Origin of the sequence: Pseudomonas benzenivorans (genome assembly GCF_024397895.1) — a bacterium.
Classification (GTDB): domain Bacteria; phylum Pseudomonadota; class Gammaproteobacteria; order Pseudomonadales; family Pseudomonadaceae; genus Aquipseudomonas; species Aquipseudomonas benzenivorans_A.
Genome location: NZ_CP073346.1, coordinates 48,678 through 73,624, shown reverse-complemented (window position 1 = coordinate 73,624; position 24,947 = coordinate 48,678). Strand labels below are relative to the sequence as shown.

General features: G+C 66.1%; 21 protein-coding genes. 15 read left to right on the top strand and 6 right to left on the bottom strand.

Annotated elements, in window-relative coordinates:
* Positions 1–186: 186 nt before the first annotated feature.
* The 3 genes from KDW96_RS00345 to KDW96_RS00335 form a co-directional block, all read right to left on the bottom strand.
* Positions 187–1,314 carry an acyl-CoA dehydrogenase family protein gene (locus tag KDW96_RS00345; RefSeq protein ID WP_255838412.1) on the bottom strand — a complete coding sequence of 376 codons (1,128 nt, stop codon included), beginning with the start codon at positions 1,312–1,314 and terminating at the stop codon, positions 187–189.
* Positions 1,315–1,328: 14 nt separating this feature from the next.
* Positions 1,329–2,516, bottom strand: coding sequence for an acetyl-CoA C-acyltransferase (locus KDW96_RS00340; RefSeq protein WP_255840595.1), 1,188 nt, complete (start codon positions 2,514–2,516; stop codon positions 1,329–1,331).
* Between the two features lie 76 nt (positions 2,517–2,592).
* The gene (locus KDW96_RS00335) at positions 2,593–3,360 is read right to left on the bottom strand and encodes a 3-hydroxyacyl-CoA dehydrogenase (protein ID WP_255838411.1); all 768 of its coding nucleotides are present in this window, start codon (positions 3,358–3,360) and stop codon (positions 2,593–2,595) included.
* Between the two features lie 847 nt (positions 3,361–4,207).
* Between KDW96_RS00335 and KDW96_RS00330 the strand changes: the two genes are divergently transcribed.
* The 13 genes from KDW96_RS00330 (at position 4,208) to KDW96_RS00270 (ending at position 19,655) form a co-directional block, all read left to right on the top strand.
* On the top strand, positions 4,208–5,839 hold the full coding sequence (locus KDW96_RS00330; RefSeq protein ID WP_255838410.1) for a S8 family peptidase: 1,632 nt from the start codon (positions 4,208–4,210) through the stop codon (positions 5,837–5,839).
* A gap of 618 nt (positions 5,840–6,457) precedes the next feature.
* Complete coding sequence (locus KDW96_RS00325) at positions 6,458–8,083, top strand: S8 family peptidase (protein WP_255838409.1); 1,626 nt, start codon at positions 6,458–6,460, stop codon at positions 8,081–8,083.
* 319 nt (positions 8,084–8,402) lie between these two features.
* The gene (locus KDW96_RS00320) at positions 8,403–8,801 is read left to right on the top strand and encodes a MerR family transcriptional regulator (RefSeq protein WP_255838408.1); all 399 of its coding nucleotides are present in this window, start codon (positions 8,403–8,405) and stop codon (positions 8,799–8,801) included.
* Positions 8,802–8,830: 29 nt separating this feature from the next.
* Complete coding sequence (locus tag KDW96_RS00315) at positions 8,831–9,994, top strand: isovaleryl-CoA dehydrogenase (RefSeq protein ID WP_255838407.1); 1,164 nt, start codon at positions 8,831–8,833, stop codon at positions 9,992–9,994.
* Positions 9,995–10,078: 84 nt separating this feature from the next.
* Complete coding sequence (locus tag KDW96_RS00310; RefSeq protein ID WP_255838406.1) at positions 10,079–11,686, top strand: carboxyl transferase domain-containing protein; 1,608 nt, start codon at positions 10,079–10,081, stop codon at positions 11,684–11,686.
* A 15-nt stretch (positions 11,687–11,701) separates the two neighbouring features.
* A complete protein-coding gene (locus KDW96_RS00305; RefSeq protein WP_255838405.1) occupies positions 11,702–12,502 on the top strand; it encodes a gamma-carboxygeranoyl-CoA hydratase in 801 nt (266 codons plus the stop codon).
* Complete coding sequence (locus KDW96_RS00300) at positions 12,499–14,460, top strand: acetyl/propionyl/methylcrotonyl-CoA carboxylase subunit alpha (protein ID WP_255838404.1); 1,962 nt, start codon at positions 12,499–12,501, stop codon at positions 14,458–14,460. Before KDW96_RS00305 ends, KDW96_RS00300 begins: the two co-directional genes overlap by 4 nt.
* Positions 14,461–14,522: 62 nt before the next feature.
* Entirely contained in the window at positions 14,523–15,425 is a 903-nt protein-coding gene (locus KDW96_RS00295; RefSeq protein ID WP_255838403.1) for a hydroxymethylglutaryl-CoA lyase, read from the top strand.
* Positions 15,426–15,646: 221 nt separating this feature from the next.
* The gene (locus tag KDW96_RS00290; RefSeq protein WP_255838402.1) at positions 15,647–17,602 is read left to right on the top strand and encodes an acetoacetate--CoA ligase; all 1,956 of its coding nucleotides are present in this window, start codon (positions 15,647–15,649) and stop codon (positions 17,600–17,602) included.
* A 185-nt stretch (positions 17,603–17,787) separates the two neighbouring features.
* Positions 17,788–18,609 carry a GNAT family N-acetyltransferase gene (locus KDW96_RS00285; protein ID WP_255838401.1) on the top strand — a complete coding sequence of 274 codons (822 nt, stop codon included), beginning with the start codon at positions 17,788–17,790 and terminating at the stop codon, positions 18,607–18,609.
* A gap of 32 nt (positions 18,610–18,641) precedes the next feature.
* Positions 18,642–18,956, top strand: a complete 315-nt coding sequence (locus KDW96_RS00280; RefSeq protein WP_255838400.1) for a cupin domain-containing protein — start codon at positions 18,642–18,644, stop codon at positions 18,954–18,956.
* 36 nt (positions 18,957–18,992) lie between these two features.
* On the top strand, positions 18,993–19,316 hold the full coding sequence (locus KDW96_RS00275; RefSeq protein WP_255838399.1) for a VOC family protein: 324 nt from the start codon (positions 18,993–18,995) through the stop codon (positions 19,314–19,316).
* Positions 19,317–19,427: 111 nt separating this feature from the next.
* Positions 19,428–19,655: a hypothetical protein gene (locus KDW96_RS00270; RefSeq protein WP_255838398.1), complete on the top strand. Its 228-nt coding sequence runs from the start codon at positions 19,428–19,430 to the stop codon at positions 19,653–19,655.
* Positions 19,656–19,686: 31 nt separating this feature from the next.
* Here the strand turns inward: KDW96_RS00270 and KDW96_RS00265 are convergent, their stop codons facing one another.
* The gene (locus tag KDW96_RS00265) at positions 19,687–20,289 is read right to left on the bottom strand and encodes a DJ-1/PfpI family protein (protein ID WP_255838397.1); all 603 of its coding nucleotides are present in this window, start codon (positions 20,287–20,289) and stop codon (positions 19,687–19,689) included.
* A 132-nt stretch (positions 20,290–20,421) separates the two neighbouring features.
* Positions 20,422–21,621 carry a PilT/PilU family type 4a pilus ATPase gene (locus tag KDW96_RS00260; protein ID WP_370295257.1) on the bottom strand — a complete coding sequence of 400 codons (1,200 nt, stop codon included), beginning with the start codon at positions 21,619–21,621 and terminating at the stop codon, positions 20,422–20,424.
* Between the two features lie 164 nt (positions 21,622–21,785).
* Here KDW96_RS00260 and KDW96_RS00255 point away from each other — a divergent pair, with 164 nt between their 5' ends.
* A complete protein-coding gene (locus tag KDW96_RS00255; protein ID WP_255838395.1) occupies positions 21,786–22,064 on the top strand; it encodes a peptidylprolyl isomerase in 279 nt (92 codons plus the stop codon).
* A 119-nt stretch (positions 22,065–22,183) separates the two neighbouring features.
* Positions 22,184–23,773 carry an ABC-F family ATPase gene (locus tag KDW96_RS00250; protein ID WP_255838394.1) on the top strand — a complete coding sequence of 530 codons (1,590 nt, stop codon included), beginning with the start codon at positions 22,184–22,186 and terminating at the stop codon, positions 23,771–23,773.
* A 128-nt stretch (positions 23,774–23,901) separates the two neighbouring features.
* Here KDW96_RS00250 and cysB read toward each other — a convergent pair whose 3' ends face one another.
* On the bottom strand, positions 23,902–24,876 hold the full coding sequence (gene cysB / locus KDW96_RS00245) for an HTH-type transcriptional regulator CysB (RefSeq protein ID WP_255838393.1): 975 nt from the start codon (positions 24,874–24,876) through the stop codon (positions 23,902–23,904).
* Positions 24,877–24,947 lie beyond the last annotated feature (71 nt).

The window sequence follows — 24,947 nt, the reverse complement described above, 5'->3', positions numbered from 1 at the left end:
TGGCGGTAATTTTGTTTGGCCGAATGTTAGCGCTATCACGATCGTCCGACAACCTTAATTTCGACCGGATATCGCCCAGCTGCGCACGGCGCACCCTACTCCGGCCAAGCAGGAGGAACCGCCGGACCGGAGTGAGTCGGGTTCATCGTAGGGTGCGCCATGCCAGCGCGCGCCCTAAGCGAAGCCTCAGAGGCTGCGCGCGATGACCAGGCGTTGCACGTCGCTGGTGCCCTCGTAGATCTGGCACACGCGCACGTCGCGGTAGATGCGCTCGACCGGAAAGTCCTTGAGGTAGCCGTAGCCACCGAGGGTCTGGATGGCCGCCGAACAGACCCGCTCGGCCATCTCCGAGGCGAACAGCTTGGCCATGGAGGCCTCGGTCAGACAGGCCAGGCCCGCTTCGCGCAGGCTGGCGGCGTGATGGACCATCTGCCGCGCCACGGCGATCTCGGTGGCCATGTCGGACAGGCGGAAGGCCACGGCCTGATGCTCGATGATCGGCTTGCCGAAGGTCTCGCGCTCATGGGCGTAGTCGCGCGCCGCCTCGAAGGCCGCGCGGGCCATGCCCACGGCCTGGGCGGCGATGCCGATGCGTCCGCCCTCGAGGTTGCTGAGGGCGATGCGATAGCCCTCGCCCTCCTCGCCCAGGCGCAGGCTGGCCGGAATGCGCAGCTCGTCGAACTGGATCTGGCAGGTGTCCGAGGCGTGCTGACCGAGCTTTTCCTCGACCCGCACCACCGAATAGCCGGGGCTGTCGGTGGGCACGATAAAGGCGCTGATGCCCTTCTTGCCGGCGCTCGAGTCGGTCACGGCGAAGACGATGACCATGCCGGCATGGCTACCGGAGGTGATGAACTGCTTGCTGCCGCTCAGCACGTAGTGATCGCCGTCGCGCCGCGCCCGGGTCTTGAGGAAGCTGGCATCGGAGCCGGCCTGGGGCTCGGTGAGGGCGAAGGCGCCGAGCATCTTGCCCTCGGCCAGCGGCTGGAGAAAGCGCTGCTTCTGGTCCACGCTGCCGTATTTCAAGATCGGCATGCAGCCCACCGAGTTGTGCACGCTGATGATGGTCGAGCAGGCGCCATCGCCGGCGGCGATTTCCTCCAGGGCCATGGCGTAGGCCAGGTGGCCGGTCTGCGCACCGCCCCACTGCTCCGGCACCAGCATGCCCATGAACCCCAGCTCGCCCATCTCGGCGATGGCCTCGGCGGGAAAACGGTGCTCACGGTCCCAGTCGGCAGCGAAGGGCCTCAGCCGCTCCTGGGCGAACTGGCGGGCCATGTCACGGATCTGCAGCTCTTCTTCAGCAGGAATCATGGACTTCTCCCGGTTCAGTTCAGCAATTCGATGGCCATGGCCGTGGCTTCGCCACCGCCGATGCACAGCGAAGCCACGCCGCGCTTGAGGTCGTGCTGGCGCAGGGCGCTGAGCAGGGTCACCAGCACCCGCGCCCCGGAGGCACCGATCGGGTGGCCGAGGGCGCAGGCGCCGCCGTGCACGTTGAGCCTGTCGTGGCCGATGTCCAGGTCACGCATGGCGGCCATCGGCACCACGGCGAAGGCTTCGTTGATCTCGAACAGGTCGACCTGGTTCAGGCTCCAGCCGGTGCGGGCCATCAGACGCTGCAGGGCACCGACCGGGGCGGTGGCGAACAGGTTCGGCGCATGGGCGAAGGAGGCGTGGCCGCGGATCGCCGCCAGCGGCGTGAGGCCACGCTTCTCGGCTGCGGACAGGCGCATCAGCAGCAGCGCCGCCGCGCCGTCGGAGATCGAACTGGCATTGGCCGCAGTCACCGTGCCGCCTTCGCGGAACGCCGGCTTGAGGGTGGGAATCTTGTCCAGGCGCGCCTTCGGCGGCTGCTCGTCGCTGCCGATCAGGCGCCGCTCGCGCCCGACCTTGGCCTCGAGCGCAACGATCTCGTCCTTGAAGCGCCCGTCGTCCATGGCGCTCTGGGCGCGGGTCAGGGAGGCGATGGCGAAGGCGTCCTGCTGCTCGCGGCTGAAGCTGTAAGCCTCGGCGCAATCTTCGGCGAAGGTGCCCATCAGCCGGCCCTTGTCGTAGGCGTCCTCCAGGCCGTCGAGGAACATGTGGTCGAGCGCCTTGCCGTGGCCCATGCGGTAGCCGCTGCGCGCCCGCTCCAGCAGGTAGGGGGCGTTCGACATGCTCTCCATGCCGCCGGCGATCACCACCTCGGCGCTGCCGGCGAGCAGCAGGTCGTGGCCCAGCATCGCCGCCTTCATGCCCGAGCCGCACATCTTGTTCACCGTCGAGCACACGGTGCCCTGGTCCAGGCCTGCGCCAAGGGCCGCCTGACGCGCCGGCGCCTGGCCCTGGCCGGCCTGCAGCACGCAGCCCATGAGCACCTCGTCCACCGCGTCGGCGGCCAGGCCGGCGCGCTCCAGGGTGGCGCGAATGGCCGCGGCGCCCAGCTCGGCGGCGGTGACTTCCTTGAGGTCGCCGAGGAAGCCGCCCATGGGCGTGCGTGCGGCGCTGACGATTACCACCGGATCGGAGTGCATGTTCATGTCGCTGTACCTCATAAGCCGATTCCGGGCAGCCCGGATGGAATCCGCGCTGCCCATAGTTTTGACAACGTTATTTGGCGGCCATGCGCAGGGCGCCATCCAGGCGGATGACCTCGCCGTTGAGCATGGGGTTCTCGATGATGTGCCGCACCAGGGCGGCATATTCGTCCGGGCGACCCAGGCGGGGCGGGAACGGCACGTTGGCGGCCAGGGAATCGCGCACCTCCTGGGGCATGCCGGCCATCATCGGCGTCTCGAAGATACCCGGGGCGATGCACATCACGCGGATGCCCGAGCGCGCCAGGTCCCGCGCCGCCGGCAGGGTCATGGCGGCCACCCCGCCCTTGGAAGCCGCATAGGCAGCCTGGCCCATCTGGCCGTCGAAGGCGGCAACCGAGGCGGTATTGACGATCACCCCGCGCTCGCCCTCCTCGTTCGCTTCGCCCCGGGCCATGGCCTCGGCGGCCAGGCGCAGCATGTTGAAGCTGCCCACCAGGTTGACCTGGACCACCCGACTGAAGCTCTCCAGACCATGGGCGCCGTGACGCCCCAGGACTTTCTCCGCCGGGGCGACACCCGCGCAATTGACCAGCCCGTGAAGCCCGCCGAAGGCTTCCAGGGCGGCGGCTACGGCTCGGCGGCCGTCCTCCTCGCGGGTGATGTCGGTGTGCACGAAGCGCGCACGGGCGCCCAGTTCCTCGACACGGGCCGCGCCTGCTTCGGCATTGATGTCGGCGAGCAGCACCTTGCCTCCCGCCCCGACCAGCGCGCGGGCGCTGGCCAGACCCAGGCCGGAGCTGGCGCCGGTCAATAGAAACACTCGGTCTTCGATACGCATAGTTGCGACTCCTGATTCAGTGGGCGGTGGCCTGGGCCCAGGTCATCTCCGGGTTGTGCAGGAGCAAGCGCCTGACTGCCCTCGCCGCTGTCCCGTCACGCCGGGGCTCCGCACTCGGCGAGCCGTGCCACGTTGGTGCCGAAGGGTGTGCCCATGGTTATGGCCAACCATCCGGGTCCTGAGCCCACGGGCATTGTTCCTGTAACACCCTCGTAGCATCGCCGACAGGGCCACGAAGAGGGCAGTTCAGGCATTGCCCATGCTTACGTTGACGTTAACGTAAAGTTATTGCGACTGACTGTCCAGTGGTCTGTTGATTGAATGCGCCAGGCCGCCGTGAATTTCTGCCTACCGCATCCAACACCTGCACGCCTGCATTAGCGCTCTGGAAAATCCCGGCTATGCTGACCGACGCAAATGGGACCATGGTGCTCAAAAGCCCCCGGCTTTTCACTGCAACCCGCCTCAAGGCGGGGTGATCAGGCGAGGCCGGAGACTCCGGGCACTGCGGCAGGACACCCCATAGGCACAAGGAAGTAGAAGAGCTTCGCAGCGCTATGGCGCCGCGATCCTACACAGGGATGTGCAGTCCGCAGACGGGGCAAGGCCCCGCGCATTCGCGAGCATCTGGCAGCGGCGTCGGCCGCTCCAGGTGACCTCCGCAGGCGCCACAAGCGCCCTGCAGAGCATCCCTCTATCAGTCAGGCCAACGAGGGCGTAATCCGCGCGCTCGTTACCCACCTAATACAGGGGATACACACTCGTGACTTCTATCCGCACTCGCACTACCCGTGCACTGCGCAACCATGCACTGGCTACCGCCTGCGCATTGGTGATGGCAGCACCCATGACCTTCGCCGCACCGGACATCGGTGCCGCACGCATCAACACCAGCACGCTCAAGGAAGGCAAGACCTACGACCGATTCATCGTCAAGTACCGCGCCGGCAGCAGCGAACTGGCCAGCAGCAGCATGCGTGCCCAGGCGCTGAACCAGGCCGGGATGCTGCAGGGCCTGGGCGTCGGCCACCTGCGGCGTACCGCCGTCGGCGCCGATGTCATCAAGTCGGCACGCAAGCTCGACCGCGCCGGGGCCGAGGCGCTGATGCAGCAGATCGCGGCCAACCCGAATGTCGAGTACGTCGAGGTGGATGCCCTGCTCAAGCCGGTCTACACGCCGAACGACTCGCGCTACAACGAGCAGTGGCACTACTACGAGGCCACCGCCGGGATCAACGCGCCAACGGCCTGGGACCGCTCCACCGGCAACGGCGTGGTGGTGGCGGTGCTGGACACCGGCATCACCAGCCATCCGGACCTGAATGCCAATGTGATCGCTGGATACGACCTGATATCCGATACCCAGGTCGCCAATGATGGCAATGGCCGCGATGCCGACCCCTCCGACCCGGGCGACTGGACCACCGGCCAGTGCGACGAACCCAGTGACTCGAGCTGGCACGGTACCCACGTCGCCGGCACCGTGGCCGCTGTGACCAACAATACCGAAGGCGTGGCCGGGGTGGCCTTCAACGCCAAGATCATGCCGGTTCGTGTCCTTGGCACCTGTGGCGGCTATACCTCGGATATCGCCGACGGCATCATCTGGGCCTCCGGCGGCAGCGTCAGCGGCGTGCCGACCACCAGCACGCCGGCCAAAGTGATCAACATGAGCCTGGGCGGCGGCGGCAGCTGCAGCATGACCACGCAGAACGCCATCAACAGCGCCGTCGGCCGCGGCACCACCGTGGTGGTGGCGGCAGGCAACAGCAATGCCGATGCCAACAACTTCAACCCAGCCAACTGCAACAACGTCATCACGGTCGCGGCCACCACCCGCAGCGGGTCGCGCTCGAGCTTCTCCAACTACGGTTCGGTGGTTGACCTGGCCGCGCCCGGCTCGGGGATTCTCTCGACCCTCAACAGCGGCACCACCACACCGGCAAGCCCAAGCTATGCGGCCTACAACGGCACCTCCATGGCCGCACCACACATCGCCGGTGTAGTGGCATTGATGCAGGCGGCGGCCTTGAAGACCCCGGCGCAGGTGGAGAGCAACCTGAAGAGCACCGCCCGGGCGCTGCCCGGCACCTGCTCGGGTGGCTGTGGCACCGGCCTGGTCGACGCCCGCGCGGCAGTCGATGCGCAGCTCGGCAGCCCACCGGTCAACCAGGACAACCTGTTCAATGGTCAACCGGTCACTGGCCTGTCCGGCAGCAAGGGCTCGACCAAGGCCTATAGCATCACGGTGCCGGCCGGCGTCAGCAGTCTGACCGTCACCCTCTCCGGTGGCAGCGGCGACGCCGATCTCTATGTGCGTTTCGGCTCGGTCCCCACCACGGGTAGCTACGACTGCCGGCCCTACCGCAACGGCAATAATGAGACCTGCACCTTTGCCAGTCCGCAGGCTGGTACCTATCACGTGATGGTGCGCGGCTATTCCAGCTATTCCGGAGTCAGCCTGGTGGCCCGCCACTAGCAACCGACGGCGACCTTTGCCCCTGCCTTATCGGTAGGGGCTTTTTTCGGCCTCCACATTCTGTTCCTGTCTTCGTACAGCGAGCTTGGTCAGATGCCAGCTGCCGCTCGTCTGCACTCCCGAAGCCCTTCACTGCCGTTGGTCAGCGCCCGTCTGTCGCAATGTGAAGGCAGTCGCAGTCCAGAAAAACGTCGCTATGCCGATAGCCAGAGCAATTCCATAGTCCGCGCGTCCGCCATCGCACGCCCGGGTCAATGCCCGACGCGCAGGCAACGCCGCACCTTGAGCCATGGCGACAGGGTTCTAGGTGCGCGACGTGGAAGGACCGCGCTGTCCCCAAGGGCGCCGCGCCCGCACAAGGATGCGCAGTCCGTTAGTTAGGAACAGGACCTCTCGATTTCGCCAATGCCTGGCCTCGCCTTTCGGCGAGCCGGGCACCCCTGCAAGCGCCGGATGCACTCTGCAGTAGTTCCCTTTAGCCCGGCCGCTGAATGCGGCTGTGAATCCATATCGACGGGGGTTGCACCAGTGTCTTCCATTCATACGTGTATCAATCAATTCTTGCGCACCAGTGCCCTGGCAACCGCCTGCGCACTGGCAATCGCGGCACCCACTGCCTTGGCGGCGCCCGAAAGCGGCGCGGCACACATCAACACCAGCATGCTCAAGGACGGCAAGAGCTACGACCGCTTCATCGTCAAGTACCGCAGCGGCAGCCGCGAACAGGCCAGCAGCAGCATGCGTAGCCAGGCACTGAACCAGGCCGGGCAGCGCCGCGGCCTGTCTGTTCGCCACCTGCGGCGCACCTCGGTGGGGGCCGACGTGATCAAGGCTGCCCGCAAGCTCGATCGCGCCGAGGCCAGCGCCCTGCTGCTGGAGCTGGCGGCTAACCCCAGCGTCGAGTACGTCGAGGTCGACGCCTTGTTGCAGCCGGCATACGTCCCGAACGACTCGCGCTACAACGAGCAGTGGCACTACTACGAGCCCACCGGCGGGATCAACCTGCCCACCGCCTGGGATCGCTCCACCGGCAGCGGCGCAGTAGTCGCCGTGCTCGACACCGGGATCACCAACCACCCGGACCTGAACGGCAACCTGGTGGCCGGTTACGACATGATCGCCGACCCCACGGTCGCCAACGACGGCGGCGGCCGGGACGCCGACCCGAGCGATCCCGGCGACTGGACCAGCGGCCAGTGCGGCACGCCACGCAGCTCCAGCTGGCACGGCACCCACGTCGCCGGCACCGTGGCGGCCCTGACCAACAATACGGAAGGGGTGGCGGGCGTTGCTTACAACGCCAAGATCATGCCGGTGCGCGTGCTGGGTACCTGTGGCGGCTATACCTCGGACATCGCCGACGGCATCATCTGGGCCTCCGGCGGCGTGGTCAGCGGCATTCCGTCGACCACTACCCCGGCCCAGGTCATCAACATGAGCCTGGGCGGCACCGGCAGCTGCAGCCTGACCACGCAGAATGCCATCAACAGTGCGGTCAGCCGCGGCACCACCGTGGTGGTGGCGGCAGGCAACAGCAATAGCAACGCGGCCAACTTCACCCCGGCCAACTGCAACAACGTCATCACCGTCGCCGCCACCACCCGCAGCGGCGGTCGCGCCAGCTTCTCCAACTACGGTTCGGTGGTGGATATCGCCGCACCCGGCGCGGGCATCCTGTCGCCCCTCAACAGCGGTTCGACCACACCCGCCAGCCCCACCTACGCCTACTACAACGGCACCTCAATGGCCGCACCGCATGTTGCCGGCGTGGTGGCACTGATGCAGGCGGCTTCCCCGCAACTGCCGGCACAGGTGGAAAGCAACCTCAAGAGCAGCGCCCGGGCATTGCCGATCGCCTGCGCCGAAGGCTGCGGCAGCGGCCTGGTCGATGCACGGGCCGCCATCGACGTTCAGGCAGGGCCGCCGGTGGTCAACAACGACACCCTGTTCAACGGTACGCCGATCACCGGGCTGTCCGGCGCCAAGCGCTCGATGAAGCGCTACACCATCACCGTGCCGGCCGGCGTCAGCAGCCTGGTCTTCACCCTGTCCGGCGGCTCCGGGAATGCCGATCTCTATGTGCGCTTCGGCGCGGCGCCGACCACCAGCAGCTTCGATTGCCGCCCGAGACGCCGCAACAACAACGAGAGCTGCACCTTCAACAACCCGCAAGCCGGCACCTACCACGTGGCGGTCAGTGGCTACGCCAGCTACTCGGGCGCTAGCCTGGTGGCGCGCTACTAACGTCTTCAAGCCCCTCTTGCGCTGCCGGGCGAACCGCCCGGCAGGCGCTATCTGCTCGCAAAGCGTGGACCCTCAAGTCCTGTCCTCATCGCCGCCGGCGCCCTTCCGCGACCGCACCTTCGGCCAGCCCCAACAGGCAGCTGACCCGACGTGATCCATCAGGTATTACGTCAGCAATAATCCTTAACTATCTGTTCTAAAAGACTTTAGATCGGGACGTTCAAGAATCTGCACATTCCGGCACCGGGAAGACGCAGGCGTTGACTTAATGCGCGCGCAGGCTTACGTTAACGTAAAGGTAAATCAGCGAGACCCTCCCATGCCTGCGCCCTACAGCATTTCCGACCTGGCCCGCGAGCTGGACATCACCACCCGCGCCATTCGCTTCTACGAGGAGCAAGGCATGCTCAGCCCCGAGCGGCGCGGCCAGGAGCGCATCTACAGCGCCAAGGACAAGGTCACCCTCAAGCTGATCCTGCGCGGCAAGCGCATCGGCTTCTCCCTGGCCGAGTGCAAGGAACTGATCGAGTTGTACGACCCGGGCCACGGCAATCGCAAGCAGCTGGAAACCTTCATGGGCAAGATCAGCGAGCGCCGTGCCCAGCTGCAACAGCAATTGCTGGACATTCAACAGATGCAGCTGGAATTGGATACAGCCGAAGAGCGCTGCCAGATCGCCCTAACCGAAATCGATAAAAAACAAAGCGTTAACTCCTGAACTTAAATCGAACAATTACAGGTGGAACCATGAGCTATCCGTCCCTCAACTTCGCCCTCGGCGAAACCATCGACATGCTGCGCGAGCAGGTCCAGGCCTTCGTCGCCGCCGAGCTGGCGCCACGCGCCGCCGCCATCGACAGCGACAACCTGTTCCCCGTCGACATGTGGAAGAAGTTCGGCGACATGGGGCTGCTCGGGGTCACCGTGTCCGAGGAATACGGCGGTGCCGGTCTCGGCTACCTGGCCCACGTGGTGGCCATCGAGGAGATCAGCCGCGCCTCGGCCTCGGTCGGGCTGTCCTACGGCGCCCACTCCAACCTGTGCGTCAACCAGATCAACCGCAACGGCACGGCCGAGCAGAAGGCCAAGTACCTGCCCAAGCTGATCAGCGGCGAGCATGTCGGCGCCCTGGCCATGAGCGAGCCCAATGCCGGCTCCGACGTGGTGTCGATGAAGCTGCGCGCCGAGCGCCGTGGCGACCGTTTCGTGCTCAACGGCAGCAAGACCTGGATCACCAACGGTCCGGACGCCGACACCTATGTGATCTACGCCAAGACCGACCTGGACAAGGGCGCCCACGGCATAACCGCGTTCATCGTCGAGCGCGACTGGAAGGGTTTTTCCCGCGGCAGCAAGTTCGACAAGCTGGGCATGCGCGGCTCCAACACCTGCGAGCTGTTCTTCGATGACGTCGAGGTGCCGGAGGAGAACATCCTCGGCGTGGAGAACGGCGGCGTGAAGGTGCTGATGAGCGGCCTGGACTACGAGCGCGTGGTGCTGGCCGGCGGCCCGGTCGGCATCATGCAGGCCTGCCTGGACGCGGTGCTGCCCTATATCCACGACCGCAAGCAGTTCGGCCAGAGCATCGGCGAGTTCCAGCTGATCCAGGGCAAGGTCGCCGACATGTACACCCAGCTCAACGCCAGCCGTGCCTACCTCTATGCCGTGGCCCAGGCCTGCGACCGCGGCGAGACCACCCGCAAGGACGCCGCCGGGGTGATTCTCTACAGCGCCGAACGCGCCACCCAGATGGCCCTGGAGGCGATCCAGATCCTCGGCGGCAATGGCTACATCAACGAGTTCCCCACCGGCCGCCTGCTGCGTGATGCCAAGCTCTACGAGATCGGCGCCGGCACCAGCGAGATCAGGCGCATGCTGATTGGCCGCGAGCTGTTCAACGAAACCAAGTGATCCGTAGGGTGCGCTGGGCCGCCCAGGCTGTGCGCACCGGTACAAGGGCAACGGTGCGCACGGCGCACCCTACAGGAAGCGCACATGACCATCCTGCACACGCAGCTCAATACCCGTTCGCCGGAGTTCGCCGCCAACAGCACGGCCATGCGCGATCAGGTCGGTGCCCTGCGCAGCCTCCTCGCGCGCATTCACGAAGGCGGCGGCGAGAAGGCCCAGCACCGCCACATCTCCCGCGGCAAGCTGCTGCCGCGCGAACGCATCAACCGCCTCCTCGACCTCGGCTCGCCCTTCCTCGAGATCGGCCAGCTGGCCGCCCACGGGGTGTACGGCGAAGAGGTGCCGGCCGCCGGGGTGATCGCCGGCATCGGTCGGGTCGAAGGCGTCGAGTGCATGATCGTGGCCAACGACGCCACGGTGAAGGGGGGCAGCTACTACCCGCTGACGGTGAAGAAGCATTTGCGCGCCCAGGCCATCGCCCGCGAGAACCGCCTGCCGTGCATCTACCTGGTGGACTCCGGCGGCGCCAACCTGCCGCGCCAGGACGAGGTGTTTCCCGACCGCGAGCACTTCGGGCGGATCTTCTTCAACCAGGCCAACATGAGCGCCATGGGCATCCCCCAGATTGCCGTGGTGATGGGCTCCTGCACCGCCGGCGGCGCCTATGTGCCGGCCATGGCCGACGAGGCGATCATGGTGCGCAACCAGGCCACCATCTTCCTCGCCGGCCCGCCGCTGGTGAAGGCCGCCACAGGCGAAGAAGTCAGCGCCGAGGACCTGGGCGGCGCCGACCTGCACTGCAAGACCTCGGGCGTGGCCGACCACTATGCCGACAACGACGAGCACGCCCTGGCCCTGGCCCGGCGCAGCATCAGCAATTTGAACTGGCGCAAGCAGGGCGTGCTCAACAACCGCGAGCCGATCGCCCCGCTGTATGACGCCGAGGAGCTGTACGGGGTGATCCCCAGCGACGCCAAGCAGCCTTTCGATGTGCGCGAGGTGATCGCCCGCCTTGTCGACGGCTCGGTGTTCGACGAATTCAAGGCACTGTTCGGCGCCACCCTGGTCTGCGGCTTCGCCCACCTGCACGGCTACCCGGTGGCGATTCTCGCCAACAACGGGATCCTGTTCGCCGAATCGGCGCAGAAAGGCGCGCACTTCATCGAACTGGCCTGCCAGCGCGGCATCCCCCTGCTGTTCCTGCAGAACATCACCGGTTTCATGGTCGGGCAGAAGTACGAGGCCGGCGGCATCGCCAAGCACGGCGCCAAGCTGGTCAATGCGGTGGCCTGCGCCAAGGTGCCGAAGTTCACCGTGATCATCGGCGGCAGCTTCGGCGCCGGCAACTACGGCATGTGCGGCCGCGCCTACGACCCGCGCTTCCTGTGGATGTGGCCGAACGCGCGGATCGGCGTGATGGGCGCCGAACAGGCCGCCGGCGTGCTGGTGCAGGTCAAGCACGAGCAGGCGGCCCGTGCCGGCCAGGCCTTCTCCGCCGAGGACGAGGCCAAGCTCAAGCAGCCGATCCTCGAGCAGTACGAGCGCCAGGGCCATCCCTACTACTCCAGCGCCCGGCTGTGGGACGACGGCGTCATCGACCCGGCGCAGACCCGCGAGGTGCTCGGCCTGGCGCTGTCCGCCGCGCTCAACGCGCCGATCGAGCCGACGACGTTCGGCGTGTTCCGCATGTAAGCCAGGGAAATGACCATGACCGATTTCACCACTATCGAACTGGAAAGAGATCCGCGCGGCGTCGCCACCCTCTGGCTCAACCGCCCGGACAAGAACAACGCCTTCAATGCGCAGATGATCCGCGAGCTGATCCTCGCGCTGGATGAGGTGCAGGCCGACAAGGGCCTGCGTTTCCTGGTCCTGCGCGGGCGCGGCAAGCACTTCTCCGCCGGCGCCGACCTGGCCTGGATGCAGCAGTCCGCCGCGCTCGACTACAACGCCAACCTGAGCGACGCCCGGGAACTGGCCGAGCTGATGTACAACCTGCACAAGCTGCCCATCCCCACCCTGGCCGTGGTTCAGGGCGCGGCCTTCGGCGGCGCCGTCGGCCTGGTCAGTTGCTGCGACATGGCCATCGGCGCCACCGATGCGCTGTTCAGCCTGTCCGAGGTGCGCATCGGCCTGGCCCCGGCGGTGATCAGCCCCTTCGTCGTCCAGGCGATCGGTGAACGCGCCGCCCGCCGCTACGCCCTGACCGCCGAGCGCTTCAGTGGCGAACGGGCCCGCGAGCTGGGCCTGCTGGCCGAGTGCTACCCGGCCGCCGAACTGGACCAGGCCTGCACCGACTGGGTCGCCAACCTGCTGCTGAACAGCCCGCAGGCCATGAAGGCGACCAAGGACCTGCTGCGCGAAGTCGGCAGCGGCGTGCTGACCCCGGCGCTGCGCCGCTACACCGAGAACGCCATCGCCCGTATCCGCGTCAGCGCCGAGGGCCAGGAAGGCCTCGGCGCCTTCCTCGACAAACGCCAACCCGCCTGGCAGGAGCCCCACGCATGAGTCTCAAGCATATCGACACCCTGCTGGTGGCCAACCGCGGCGAGATCGCCTGCCGGGTGATGCGCACCGCCAAGGCCATGGGCATCAGCACCGTGGCCGTGCACAGCGCCATCGACCGCGATGCCCGGCATGTGCGCGAGGCGGACATCGCCATCGATCTGGGCGGCGCCAAGCCGGCCGACAGTTACCTGCGCATCGACGCTATCATCGCGGCGGCCAAGGCCAGCGGCGCCCAGGCCATCCACCCGGGCTATGGCTTTCTCTCCGAGAACGCCGGCTTCGCCCGCGCCATCGAACAGGCCGGCCTGGTGTTCCTCGGCCCGCCCGCCTCCTCCATCGACGCCATGGGCAGCAAGTCGGCGGCCAAGGCCCTGATGGAACAGGCCGGCGTGCCCCTGGTGCCCGGCTACCACGGCGAGGCCCAGGACCTGGAGACCTTCCGCGCCGCCGCCGAGGTGATCGGCTACCCGGTGCTGCTCAAGGCCGCCGCCGGTGGCGGCGGCAAGGGCATGAAGGTGGTCGAACGCGAAAGCGAGTTGGCCGAGGCCCTGGCCAGTGCCCGGCGCGAGGCGCAGTCCTCGTTCGGCGATGCGCGCATGCTGGTGGAAAAGTACGTGCTCAAGCCGCGCCACGTGGAGATCCAGGTGTTCGCCGACCAGCACGGCCATTGCCTGTACCTCAACGAGCGCGACTGCTCGATCCAGCGCCGCCACCAGAAGGTGGTCGAAGAGGCCCCCGCCCCCGGCCTGACGCCCGAGCTGCGCCGCGCCATGGGCGACGCGGCGGTCAAGGCCGCCCAGGCCATCGGTTATGTCGGTGCCGGCACCGTGGAGTTCCTGCTGGACGAACGCGGCGACTTCTTCTTCATGGAGATGAACACCCGCCTGCAAGTGGAACACCCGGTCACCGAGGCGATCACCGGCCTCGACCTGGTGGCCTGGCAGATCCGCGTGGCCCGCGGCGAGCCGCTGCCGCTGACCCAGGAGCAGGTGCCGCTGATCGGCCACGCCATCGAGGTGCGGCTGTACGCCGAGGACCCGGACAACGACTTCCTGCCCTCCACCGGCACCCTGGGGCTTTATCGCGAGGCCCAGTCGGGCCCAGGGCGCCGGGTCGATACGGGCGTGGCCGAGGGCGACGAGGTGTCGCCTTTCTACGACCCCATGCTGGGCAAGCTGATCGCCTGGGGCGACAACCGCGAGGAGGCGCGCCTGCGCCTGCTGGCCATGCTCGACGAGACCGCCGTCGGCGGGGTCAGGACCAACCTGGCCTTCCTGCGCCGCGTGCTAGCCCACCCGGCCTTCGCCGACGCCGAGCTGGATACCGGCTTCATTCCGCGTCACCAGCAGCAGTTGCTGCCGGAAGCGACCGCCCTGCCCGCCGCGTTCTGGCAACTGGCGGCCGAAGCCTTCGCCCAGGGCGAGCCGCTGCGGCGCAAGCACGAGGACTTCCATTCGCCTTGGGGCCACAATGGCGGCTGGCGCGCCGGCCTGCCGGCCGAGATCGATCTGCACCTGGCCTGCGCCGGCGAGCGCCAGGTGGTGCGCTTGCGCCACACCGCTCCACCTGCAGCGCAGTTGCGAGGCGAACGGCTGGTGGTCGAACGAGACGGCCAGCGCCGTCAGCACCTGGCGATCCGCCGCGGCGATACCCTGTACCTCCAGTACCAGGGCGAGCTGCATGTCATCAGCCGCGTCGACCCGATCGCCGAAGTCGAGGCCAGCCACAGCCACCACGGTGGGCTGACCGCGCCGATGAACGGCAGTATTGTCCGGGTGCTGGTCGAGGCCGGCCAGACCGTCGAGGCCGGTGCGGCCCTGGTGGTGCTGGAGGCCATGAAGATGGAGCACAGCATCCGCGCGCCCCATACCGGGACGGTCAAGGCGCTGTACTGCGGCGAGGGCGAGATGGTCGCCGAGGGAAGCGTGCTGGTGGAGCTGGAAGAACAGAGCCTGTAGTGCGCCATGCGCACCAGGCCGATAGACGCGGTGCGCACGGCGCACCCTACGGAGGAGTCCCCATGAGTCTGCCTACTCACGTTCGCCTGGTCGAAGTCGGCCCCCGCGATGGCCTGCAGAACGAGAAGCAACCCATCAGCGTGGCCGACAAGGTGCGCCTGGTCGATGACCTGAGCGATGCCGGCCTGAGCTATATCGAGGTCGGCAGCTTCGTTTCGCCCAAGTGGGTGCCGCAGATGGCCGGCAGCCGAGAAGTATTCGCCGGCATCCAGCAGCGCCCCGGCGTCACCTACGCCGCCCTGACCCCCAACATGAAGGGCTTCGAAGCGGCGCTGGAGGCTGGGGTCAAGGAGGTGGCGGTGTTCGCCGCCGCCAGCGAGGCCTTCTCGCAGAAAAACATCAACTGCTCCATCGGCGAGAGCCTGCAACGCTTCCTGCCGCTGCTCGATGCCGCCCGGCAGCAGGGCATCCGCGTGCGCGGCTACGTTTCCTGCGTGCTCGGCTGTCCCTATGACGGCTTCATCACCCCGGAACAGGTTGCCCGCGTGGCCCGCGACCTGTTCGCCATGGGCTGCTACGAGGTGTCGCTGGGCGACACCATCGGCACCGGCACCGCCGGCGATACCCGCCGGCTGATCGAGGTGGTGGCCCGCGATATCCCGCGCGACAAGCTTGCCGGGCACTTCCATGACACCTACGGCCAGGCCCTGGCCAATATCTACGCCAGCCTGCTGGAGGGCGTCGGCGTGTTCGACAGCTCCGTCGCAGGCCTGGGCGGCTGTCCCTACGCCAAGGGCGCCACCGGCAACGTCGCCACCGAGGACGTGCTCTACCTGCTCAACGGCCTGGGCATTGCGACCGACATCGACCTCGACCGGCTGATCGCGGCCGGCCAGCGCATCTGCACGGTGCTGGGCAAGTCCAGCGGCTCGCGGGTGGCTCGGGCCCGTCTGGGCTGTGCCTAGCCAGTCCTGCGTGTCAGCCATCGTTTACGCTCTGTAAAGCGCCGCCGCCAGGTTGCGCGCGCATACGGCAGGACTGGTGCAAAGGCTCTACAACGGTGCCCAGGTCGGCAGCCGAGTAAAAAGGGTCGCTGCCGTTCAAGGCGCGCGGCGACCGCTAGGCTAGCGTGCCATCGGCCAGATTCGATGGCCTGGCACAACAAGAATGAAGATGAGGAGTCGCCATGCAACAACCCCTGTGGGCCCCTTCGGCCGAGCGCATCGCCGCCACCCGGATGGACGCCTTCCGCCGCTTCGTCAACCAGCGCCACGGCCTCGAGTTGGCCGACTACCCGGCGCTGCACGCCTGGAGTGTGGAACAGCGCGACGCCTTCTGGCAGGCCGTGGTCGACTTCTTCGAGATGCGCTTCACCCAGCAGCCGCGCGCGGTGCTGGAAGAAGGCCCAGCCATGCCCAGCGCCCAGTGGTTCCCCGGTGCGACGCTGAACTTCGCCGAACACCTGCTGCGTCGCCGTGACGGCCATCCGGCACTGGTCGCCGTGGCCGAGGATGGCAGCCGTGAACAGCTGAGCTACGCCGAACTGGCGGCCCATGTCGCCGGCCTGCAGCAGAGCCTGCGCGCGGCCGGCGTGGGGATGGGTGACCGGGTGGCGGCCTTCATGCCCAATACCTGGCAGACGGTGGTCGGCATGCTCGCCGCCACCAGCCTGGGCGCCACCTGGTCGTCCTGTTCGCCGGATTTCGGCACCCAGGGCGTGATCGACCGCTTCGGCCAGATCGAGCCCAAGGTGCTGATCGCCGCGGCCGGCTACCGCTACGCCGGCAAGAACCTCGACCTGACCGGCAAGCTCAACGAGATCCTCGAGCGCCTGCCCTCATTGCAGCAGCTGATCGTCGTGCCCTATGCCAATGGCGGCGCCAAACCAGGCGATTTCCAGTCCAGCGCCCGGATCGCTTTGTGGGATGACTTCTATCAGGCCGGCGGCGAACCGCAGTTCACCCCCGTGCCCTTCGACCATCCGCTGTACATCCTCTACTCCAGCGGCACCACCGGCGTGCCCAAGTGCATCGTCCACGGCACCGGCGGGGTGCTGTCGCAGCACGTCAAGGAGCTGGGCCTGCACACCGACCTGACGGCCGACGACTGCCTGTTCTACTACACCACCTGCGGCTGGATGATGTGGAACTGGCTGGTGTCCGGCCTGGCTTTGGGCGCCACCCTGGTGCTGTTCGACGGCTCGCCCTTCCACCCCGGCGCCGAGCGCCTGATCGACCTGATCGACGCCGAGGACATCAGCGTCTTCGGCACCAGCGCCAAATACCTGGCCGCCCTGGAAAAGGCCGGCGAGAAACCGGGCAGCAGCCACAGGCTGACACGCCTCAAGGCCATCCTGTCGACCGGTTCGCCGCTGTCCCACGAAAGCTTCGAGTACGTCTACCGCGAGATCAAGGCCGACCTGTGCCTGTCGTCGATCTCCGGCGGCACCGACATCGTCTCCTGCTTCGCCCTCGGCAACCCGGTGCTGCCGGTGTGGCGCGGCGAACTGCAGTGCAAGGGCCTGGGCATGGACGTGCAGGTGTGGAACGACGCCGGCCAGCCGGTATTGGGCGAGAAAGGCGAGCTGGTCTGCACCCGTCACTTCACCTCGATGCCGGTGGGTTTCTGGAACGATGCCGACGGTGCGAAATTCCAGGCCGCCTATTTCGACACCTTCCCCGGCATCTGGGCCCATGGCGACTACGCCGAGGAGACCGAGCACGGTGGCCTGGTGATCCACGGTCGCTCCGACGCGGTGCTCAACCCCGGCGGCGTACGCATCGGCACCGCCGAGATCTACCGCCAGGTGGAGAAGGTCGAGGAGGTGCTCGAGTCCATCGCCATCGGCCAGGAGTGGGAGGATGACGTGCGCGTGGTGCTGTTCGTCCGCCTGCGCGATGGCGTATCGCTTAGCGACGAACTGCAGGCGCGTATCCGCCAGGTGATCCGCGCCAACACCACGCCACGTCATGTGCCGGCCAAGATCATCGCCGTGGCCGATATTCCGCGCACCATCAGCGGCAAGATCGTCGAGTTGGCCGTGCGCAACGTTGTCCACGGCAAACCGGTGAAGAACACCGATGCCCTGGCCAATCCACAGGCGCTGGAGCTGTACCGGAACCTGCCGCAGCTGAGCAGCTGACAGGCTCCGACTGCTGAAAAGCCCGGTTCGTCCGGGCTTTTTTGTGCGCGCCACATTGAGGCCTACCGAACGGCGGCTGAGCATGGACAGGTCCGAAAAGATCGAATAGCGTCGAAGTTCGAGCGGCGTTTGCCGCGTCCGCATTGGCCATGATCATGCATGCGCCCGACTGCACAGTTCGAACCATGAGCCAGGCCGAGCTCGCCATCGCCGTCGACTGGGCGGCGGCCGAGGGCTGGAATCCCGGGCTGCATGACGCCGGCTGCTTCCATGCCGCCGACCCCGATGGTTTCCTCATCGGCCGCCTGGAAGACGAGCCAGTCGCGGTACTCTCGGTGGTGAAGTACGGCGAATCCTTTGGATTTCTGGGCTTCTTCATCGTCAAGCCGCAGCACCGCGGCCATGGCTACGGCAGGCAGATCTGGCAAGCCGGGATGGCCTATCTCGAAGGCCGCAGCATCGGCCTCGACGGTGTGGTCGAACAGCAGGCCAACTACGGCAAATCCGGCTTTGTCCTGGCCCATCGCAACGTCCGCTACCAGGGCGTCGCCCGCGCGCAACGCCCGGCGCCGCCTGGCACGGTAGCCTTGGCGACCCTGCCCTTCGATGCCCTGCTCGCCTACGATCAGCCGTTCTTCCCCGAACCGCGCACCAGGTTCCTGCGTTGCTGGATCAACCAGCCGGACGGTACCGCCCTGGGCATCCTCGACGACGGCCAGCTGGGCGGCTACGGTGTGCTGCGTCGGTGCCGCAATGGTTTCAAGATCGGTCCCTTGTTCGCCGACAGCCCCGCCCTGGCGGAGCAGCTGTTCATGGCGCTGCAGGCGCAGGCGCCCGAGGGCGCTGCGCTATTTCTGGACGTGCCGGAGCCGAACGCCGAGGCCGTCGCCATGGCCCAGCGACACGGCATGAGCATCGTCTTCGAGACCGCCCGCATGTATAAAGGCAGAGCGCCCGAGCTGCCGGTCGAGCGGATCTTCGGCATCACCACCTTCGAGCTCGGCTAGACGGCTCGAACAAACGCACAAGGAAGTTCACAGTGGCTGGTCAATACCCTGAAAGGATCAAATCCCTTCCCCTGTTCGACGGGCGCTTCGATGCCTACAGGCTCGAGGCCAACGGCAGTGACGTGCTGTTCGCCTCCTACCCGGCCGGCACCGCCATTGCGCCCCATGTCCACGACACCGACAACTACGGCGTGATTACCCGCGGCGCCCTGATCCTCAGCATCAACGGCTCGACCACCACCTACAGGGTGGGTGACTGGTACCACGTGCCAGCCGGTGTCGAGCATGCCGCGGCGTTCACCGCGGACACCGACGAGATCGAGTTCTGGTTCAAGTCCGAGGCCTGATCCCCCGCCAGACTGTTGCCAAGGAGGCAGCCTGTTATGCAATGGAATGCACTGGTCCCCGAGCTGGTGGTCGGAAACTACCCCAACGCCAGGGACTTCTACCTGAAAGTCTTCGGTTTTCGCCTGTGTTACGAGCGTGCGTGGGACCAGTTCGGCTACTTCGAACTGGAAGGCGCTGAGCTGATGCTGCTGCAGGCCCCTGGCGCGCCCGTGGGCGAGTTGCAGCGCCCAGGCCCCAAGGGCAAGGGCATCCACTTCCAGGTGGAGGTTCAGCGCCTGGCCCGATCTACTGGCTCGCCTGCAGGCCGCCAACGTGGAGCCGCTCACGCCGGTTACCGACGCCTGGTACCGGGCCGATGAGCTCGAGCATGGCCAGCGCGAGTTCTTCGTCGCCGACCCGGACGGTTACCTGTTTCGTTTCTTCGAGTGCCTTGGAAACCGTCCCGCAACAGGTAATGGTGGCGCTTGAATATGGAGACGATCCTCGAGTTCGGCCTGCGCGCCGTCGCCTATCTGCTGCTGGAAATCGTCTTCGGCACCCTCTTCTACTGGTCCGGATGGCCCTGGGTCAAACTGCTCACGCTGGGCCGCTACCCACGAAGCGGCTGGCGCAGCGGCAGCCGCGAGAGCGTCTATGTGGCCTGCGCCGGCGGCGGCTTCTGGGCCCTGCTACTGATGCCAGCGTTCGGCCAGTTCTAGCCCCGCCCTGGCGGAGCTTGATGGCAGCTGGTCAGCCCTGCAGGTAGGGGCGCACCACGGCCAGAGTCCGCTCCACGAAGACCTGCTTTTCCCCGACCGGCGCAACGTAATGCAGGGCCTCGGCGCAGGCCCCCTCGCCGGCCAGCTTGGCGATCACCCAGGCCGCCAGGTAAGGCGAGGACAGGCAGCCGCCGGCGGTGGCCAGGTTGCCCTGGGCATGGAAGGGCTGATCGAGTACCCGGACGCCCGCCTCCATGACCCACGGTTTGCTGGTCAGGTCAGTGCAGGCCGGTAGGTCGTTCAGCAATCCCAGCCTGGCCATCAGCAAGGCCCCGGAGCACTGCGCGCCGATCAACTGGCGTTGCGGGTCCAGTTGCAGGCGCTCGAGGATGGACGGGGTTTCGGCAATCGTGCGGGTGTGAATGCCGCTGCCGAACAGCACCACATCGGCCTGATTGGCATACTCCAAGGGCTGTTGCGCCCTAACCTGCACTCCGTTCATCGAGGTCACCTGCTCGCTCGGGCAGGTGATCTGGGCTTGCCAGCCCTGTACGCGCAAGCGGTTGAGCAGGCCCGCGGCGACAAAGGAGTCCAGTTCGTTGAAACCCTCAAAGGTCAGCACGGCAATTCGCATCGCAGTCTCCTGATTGAAAGCCCGAATCGCGGGCACGGCCGAACCATAGAGTTTGCCGTGGAGATCGGTCAGCTACAGTGGCGGTCAAATCTCCCTGGACAGTTGTTGTACTGCGACAAGCGCCGAGAGGATTCAGATTCCCGAACGCCCCGGATCCTCGGGCGGCGCCTCCTTCTCGATTTCTTCAAGCTTCAGCTCCAGCCCCCAGTCGCCCTTCTCGCTCGGCTTGGCTGGTGTCGCGGCCGCCGCTTGCGGAGCGGCTACTGACTGAGTCGCCGTGGCCGGGTCGTCGCGATACAGCTTGAGCTTCAGGCGCACGTTGTTCGCCGAGTCTGCGTTTTTCACCGCTTCCTCCTCGTCGATGGCGCCCTCATGGACCAGGTCGATCAGCGCCTGGTCGAAGGTCTGCATGCCGAGGTTCTTCGATTTCTCCATGATCTCCTTGATCTCGGAGAACTCGTTGCGCTTGATCAAATCCCGCACGGTCGGCGTGCCCAGCAGCACCTCGACAGCGGCGCGGCGCTTGCCGTCGGTGGTCTTGACCAGGCGCTGGGAGACGAAGGCCTTGAGGTTGTTGCCCAGGTCGTTGAGCAGCTGCGGGCGGCGGTCCTCGGGGAAGAAGTTGATGATGCGGTCCAGTGCCTGGTTGGCGTTGTTGGCGTGCAGGGTGGAGATCGCCAGGTGGCCGGTGTCGGCGAAAGCCAGGGCGTGCTCCATGGTTTCGCGGTCGCGAATCTCGCCGATCAGGATCACGTCCGGGGCCTGGCGCAGGGTGTTCTTCAGCGCGGCGTGGAAGCTGCGGGTATCCACGCCCACTTCGCGCTGGTTGATGATCGACTTCTTGTGCCGGTGCACGTACTCCACCGGGTCCTCGATGGTGATGATGTGGCCACCGCTGTTGCGATTGCGGTAGTCGATCAGCGCCGCCAGGGAGGTCGACTTGCCCGAGCCGGTGCCGCCGACGAACAGCACCAGGCCGCGTTTCTCCATCACGGTATTGAGCAGCACCTCGGGCAGCTTCAGGTCCTCGAACCTGGGAATCTCCATCTTGATGTTACGGGCGACGATCGACACCTCGTTGCGCTGCTTGAAGATGTTGATGCGAAAACGGCCGATTCCGCCGAGGGAAATGGCCAGGTTCATCTCCAGCTCACGCTCGAAGTCCTCGCGCTGGGCCACATCCATGATCGACTGGGCGACCTGCGCCACCTCGCCGGCTTTCAGCGGTTCCTGGCTCAGGGCCTTGAGCACGCCGTTGAACTTGGCGCAGGGCGGCGCCCCGGTGGAAAGATAGAGGTCGGAACCATCCTGGCTGGCCAGGACTTTCAGCATTGCGTGGAGATCCATGGGCGTGGGGCTTCCGTTGGGTGGAATTAATACGTTAGGCCAATTTCGGCCGCTACTCCCGGCGAAACAGAAGTCTCGAGGCTGGCGTCATTCTGCTGGCGCGACAAATACTGGCACAATACGCGGCCAGCCAAAATGAGGAACCCGTCATGGCAAAGGCAATGGCCCGCCACATCCTGGTCAAGACCGAAGCGGAGGCGGCCGCCCTGAAGAAACGCATTGCCGCGGGTGAAGCCTTCGATGTGCTGGCGCGCAAATATTCCACCTGCCCGTCCGGCAAGCGTGGCGGCGATCTCGGCGAGGTGCGTCCGGGGCAGATGGTGAGGGTGATCGACCAGGTCATCTTCAAGAAGCCCCTGCGCGAGGTGCATGGCCCGGTCAAGAGCCAGTTCGGCTATCACCTGGTACAGGTGTTTTATCGCGACTGAGTGGCCTGCTGCCGCTGCGACCAGCCCACCGCCCATCCCTGGCCCTGCCCTTGTGCGGGCTAAACCGCTACAATCGCGCCCCTTTCGCGCACGTGCGCCCGCTTTCTGGATCAAGATTCGTGATTTCTACCGCCAATATCACCATGCAGTTCGGCGCCAAGCCGCTGTTCGAGAACGTTTCCGTCAAGTTCGGCAACGGCAACCGCTACGGCCTGATCGGAGCTAACGGCTGCGGCAAGTCGACCTTCATGAAGATCCTCGGCGGCGACCTCGAGCCGTCGGCCGGCCAGGTGATGCTCGAGCCCAATGTGCGCCTCGGCAAGCTGCGCCAGGATCAGTTCGCCTACGAAGAATTCAACGTGATCGACGCGGTGATCATGGGTCACCAGGAACTGTGGCGGGTCAAGGCCGAGCGCGACCGCATCTACTCGCTGCCGGAGATGACCGAGGCGGAAGGCATGGCCGTGGCCGAGCTGGAGACCGAGTTCGCCGAGATGGACGGCTACACCGCCGAGTCCCGCGCCGGCGAGCTGTTGCTCGGCCTGGGCATTCCGCTGCACCAGCACTTCGGCCCGATGAGCGAAGTGGCCCCCGGCTGGAAGCTGCGCGTGCTGCTGGCCCAGGCGCTGTTTTCCGATCCGGAGGTGCTGCTGCTGGACGAGCCGACCAACCACCTGGACATCAACACCATCCGCTGGCTGGAAAACGTGCTGACCGCGCGCAACAGCACCATGATCATCATTTCCCACGACCGCCACTTCCTCAACAGCGTCTGCACCCACATGGCCGACCTGGACTACGGCGAACTGCGTCTGTTCCCCGGCAACTACGACGAATACATGACCGCCGCGACGCAGTCGCGCGAGCAGCTGCTGGCCGACAACGCCAAGAAGAAGGCGCAGATCGCCGAACTGCAGACCTTCGTCAGCCGCTTCTCGGCCAACGCCTCCAAGGCCAAGCAGGCCACCTCGCGGGCCAAGCAGATCGACAAGATCCAGCTGGCCGAGGTCAAGCCGTCCAGTCGTGTCAGCCCGTTCATCCGCTTCGAGCAGACCAAGAAACTGCACCGCCAGGCCGTGACCGTGGAAAACATGGCCAAGGGTTTCGACGGCAAACCGCTGTTCAAGGGCTTCGGCTTCCAGGTCGAGGCCGGCGAGCGCGTCGCCATCATCGGCCCCAACGGCATCGGCAAGACCACCCTGCTGCGCACCCTGGTCGGCGAACTGGCGCCGGATGCCGGCACGGTGAGATGGACCGAAAGCGCGGAAGTGGGCTACTACGCCCAGGACCACGCCCACGACTTCGAGGACGACTGCAACCTGTTCGACTGGATGGGTCAGTGGACCCAGGGCGGCGAACAGCTGGTGCGCGGCACCCTGGGCCGCATGCTGTTCTCCAACGACGAGATCCTCAAGTCGGTGAAGGTGATTTCCGGTGGTGAGCAGGGGCGCATGCTGTTCGGCAAGCTGATTCTGCAGAAGCCCAACGTGCTGGTGATGGACGAGCCGACCAACCACCTCGACATGGAGTCCATCGAGGCGCTCAACCTGGCGCTGGAGAACTATCCCGGCACGCTGATCTTCGTCAGCCATGACCGCGAGTTCGTCTCCTCCCTGGCGACACGTATCATCGAGCTCTCCGACAGCGGCGTGGTCGACTTCAGCGGCAGCTACGACGACTACCTGCGCAGCCAGGGTGTGCTGGTCTGATCGATGACGGCACGCGTCCAGCGTGCTGAAGGCCGATAAACGAAAAGCCCGTATCCTGCGATACGGGCTTTTTCTTATTGGCCTCAGCTAATGGCCGCCGCAACCGGCCTGCGGCCAGCGCACGCAGGCTAGTAGACTGGCAACTCGACGTCGTGGAACAACTCCTCCAGCTCCGACTTGTTGTGACAGTGCACGGCCTTGGCCAGCACATCACGGGTCAGGTGCGGGGCGAACTTCTCGATGAAATCGCACATGAAACCGCGCAGGAAGGTGCCGCGCCGGAAGCCGATCTTGGTCACGCTGGCCTCGAACAGGTCGCTGGCATCCAGCACCACCAGGTCCGGGTCGAGCTTGGCGTCGACCGCCATCCTGGCGACGATGCCCACGCCCAGGCCGAGGCGCACATAGGTCTTGATCACGTCGGCATCGGCCGCGGTGAACACCACTTTAGGCGTCAGGCCGCGGTGGCTGAAGGCCTCGTCCAGCTTGGAGCGCCCGGTGAAGCCAAAAACGTAGGTGACGATCGAATGCTCGGCCAGGGCCTCGAGGGTCAGCTTCGGCAGCTTGGTCAATGGATGGCCCTGGGGCACCACCACGCAGCGGTTCCAGCGGTAGCAGGGCATCATCACCAGGTCATTGAACAGCTCCAGCCCTTCGGTGGCGATGGCGAAATCCACGGTGCCGTCGGCGGCCATCTCGGCAATCTGCATCGGCGTGCCCTGATGCATGTGCAGGGAGACCTCGGGGTATTGCTTGATGAAGCCGCTGATCACCGCCGGCAAGGCGTAGCGGGCCTGGGTGTGGGTGGTGGCGATGGACAGCGTACCCTTCTTCTCGTTGGAGAATTCCTGGGCGATCTGCTTGATGCTTTCGACCTTGCGCAGAATCTCACCGGCGGTGGTGATGATCCGTTCGCCCGCCGGCGTGACGCGGGTCAGGTGCTTGCCGCTACGGGCGAACACCTCGACGCCGAGTTCGTCCTCCAGCAAGCGGATCTGCTTGCTGATGCCGGGTTGTGAGGTATACAGGCTCTGCGCTGTGGCCGAAACGTTGAGGTCGTGATGCGCGACTTCCCAGATGTAGCGCAATTGCTGAAGCTTCATAGAAAACCCTCAAAGCAGGTAGGCGGCCGTGCACTCGCCGGCAAGGTGATATAACCATATTAGTGGTTTAA

Coding starts and splice junctions, on each gene's coding strand:
- KDW96_RS00260 (WP_370295257.1), bottom strand. CDS start 21,621: ATGCTGAAAGTCCTGGCCAGCCAGGATGGTTCCGACCTCTATCTTTCC.
- cysB (WP_255838393.1), bottom strand. CDS start 24,876: ATGAAGCTTCAGCAATTGCGCTACATCTGGGAAGTCGCGCATCACGAC.
- KDW96_RS00310 (WP_255838406.1), top strand. CDS start 10,079: ATGACCATCCTGCACACGCAGCTCAATACCCGTTCGCCGGAGTTCGCC.
- KDW96_RS00265 (WP_255838397.1), bottom strand. CDS start 20,289: ATGCGAATTGCCGTGCTGACCTTTGAGGGTTTCAACGAACTGGACTCC.
- KDW96_RS00330 (WP_255838410.1), top strand. CDS start 4,208: ATGACCTTCGCCGCACCGGACATCGGTGCCGCACGCATCAACACCAGC.
- KDW96_RS00295 (WP_255838403.1), top strand. CDS start 14,523: ATGAGTCTGCCTACTCACGTTCGCCTGGTCGAAGTCGGCCCCCGCGAT.
- KDW96_RS00305 (WP_255838405.1), top strand. CDS start 11,702: ATGACCGATTTCACCACTATCGAACTGGAAAGAGATCCGCGCGGCGTC.
- KDW96_RS00285 (WP_255838401.1), top strand. CDS start 17,788: ATGAGCCAGGCCGAGCTCGCCATCGCCGTCGACTGGGCGGCGGCCGAG.
- KDW96_RS00290 (WP_255838402.1), top strand. CDS start 15,647: ATGCAACAACCCCTGTGGGCCCCTTCGGCCGAGCGCATCGCCGCCACC.
- KDW96_RS00340 (WP_255840595.1), bottom strand. CDS start 2,516: ATGCACTCCGATCCGGTGGTAATCGTCAGCGCCGCACGCACGCCCATG.
- KDW96_RS00320 (WP_255838408.1), top strand. CDS start 8,403: ATGCCTGCGCCCTACAGCATTTCCGACCTGGCCCGCGAGCTGGACATC.
- KDW96_RS00300 (WP_255838404.1), top strand. CDS start 12,499: ATGAGTCTCAAGCATATCGACACCCTGCTGGTGGCCAACCGCGGCGAG.
- KDW96_RS00315 (WP_255838407.1), top strand. CDS start 8,831: ATGAGCTATCCGTCCCTCAACTTCGCCCTCGGCGAAACCATCGACATG.
- KDW96_RS00345 (WP_255838412.1), bottom strand. CDS start 1,314: ATGATTCCTGCTGAAGAAGAGCTGCAGATCCGTGACATGGCCCGCCAG.
- KDW96_RS00255 (WP_255838395.1), top strand. CDS start 21,786: ATGGCAAAGGCAATGGCCCGCCACATCCTGGTCAAGACCGAAGCGGAG.
- KDW96_RS00275 (WP_255838399.1), top strand. CDS start 18,993: ATGCAATGGAATGCACTGGTCCCCGAGCTGGTGGTCGGAAACTACCCC.
- KDW96_RS00270 (WP_255838398.1), top strand. CDS start 19,428: ATGGAGACGATCCTCGAGTTCGGCCTGCGCGCCGTCGCCTATCTGCTG.
- KDW96_RS00335 (WP_255838411.1), bottom strand. CDS start 3,360: ATGCGTATCGAAGACCGAGTGTTTCTATTGACCGGCGCCAGCTCCGGC.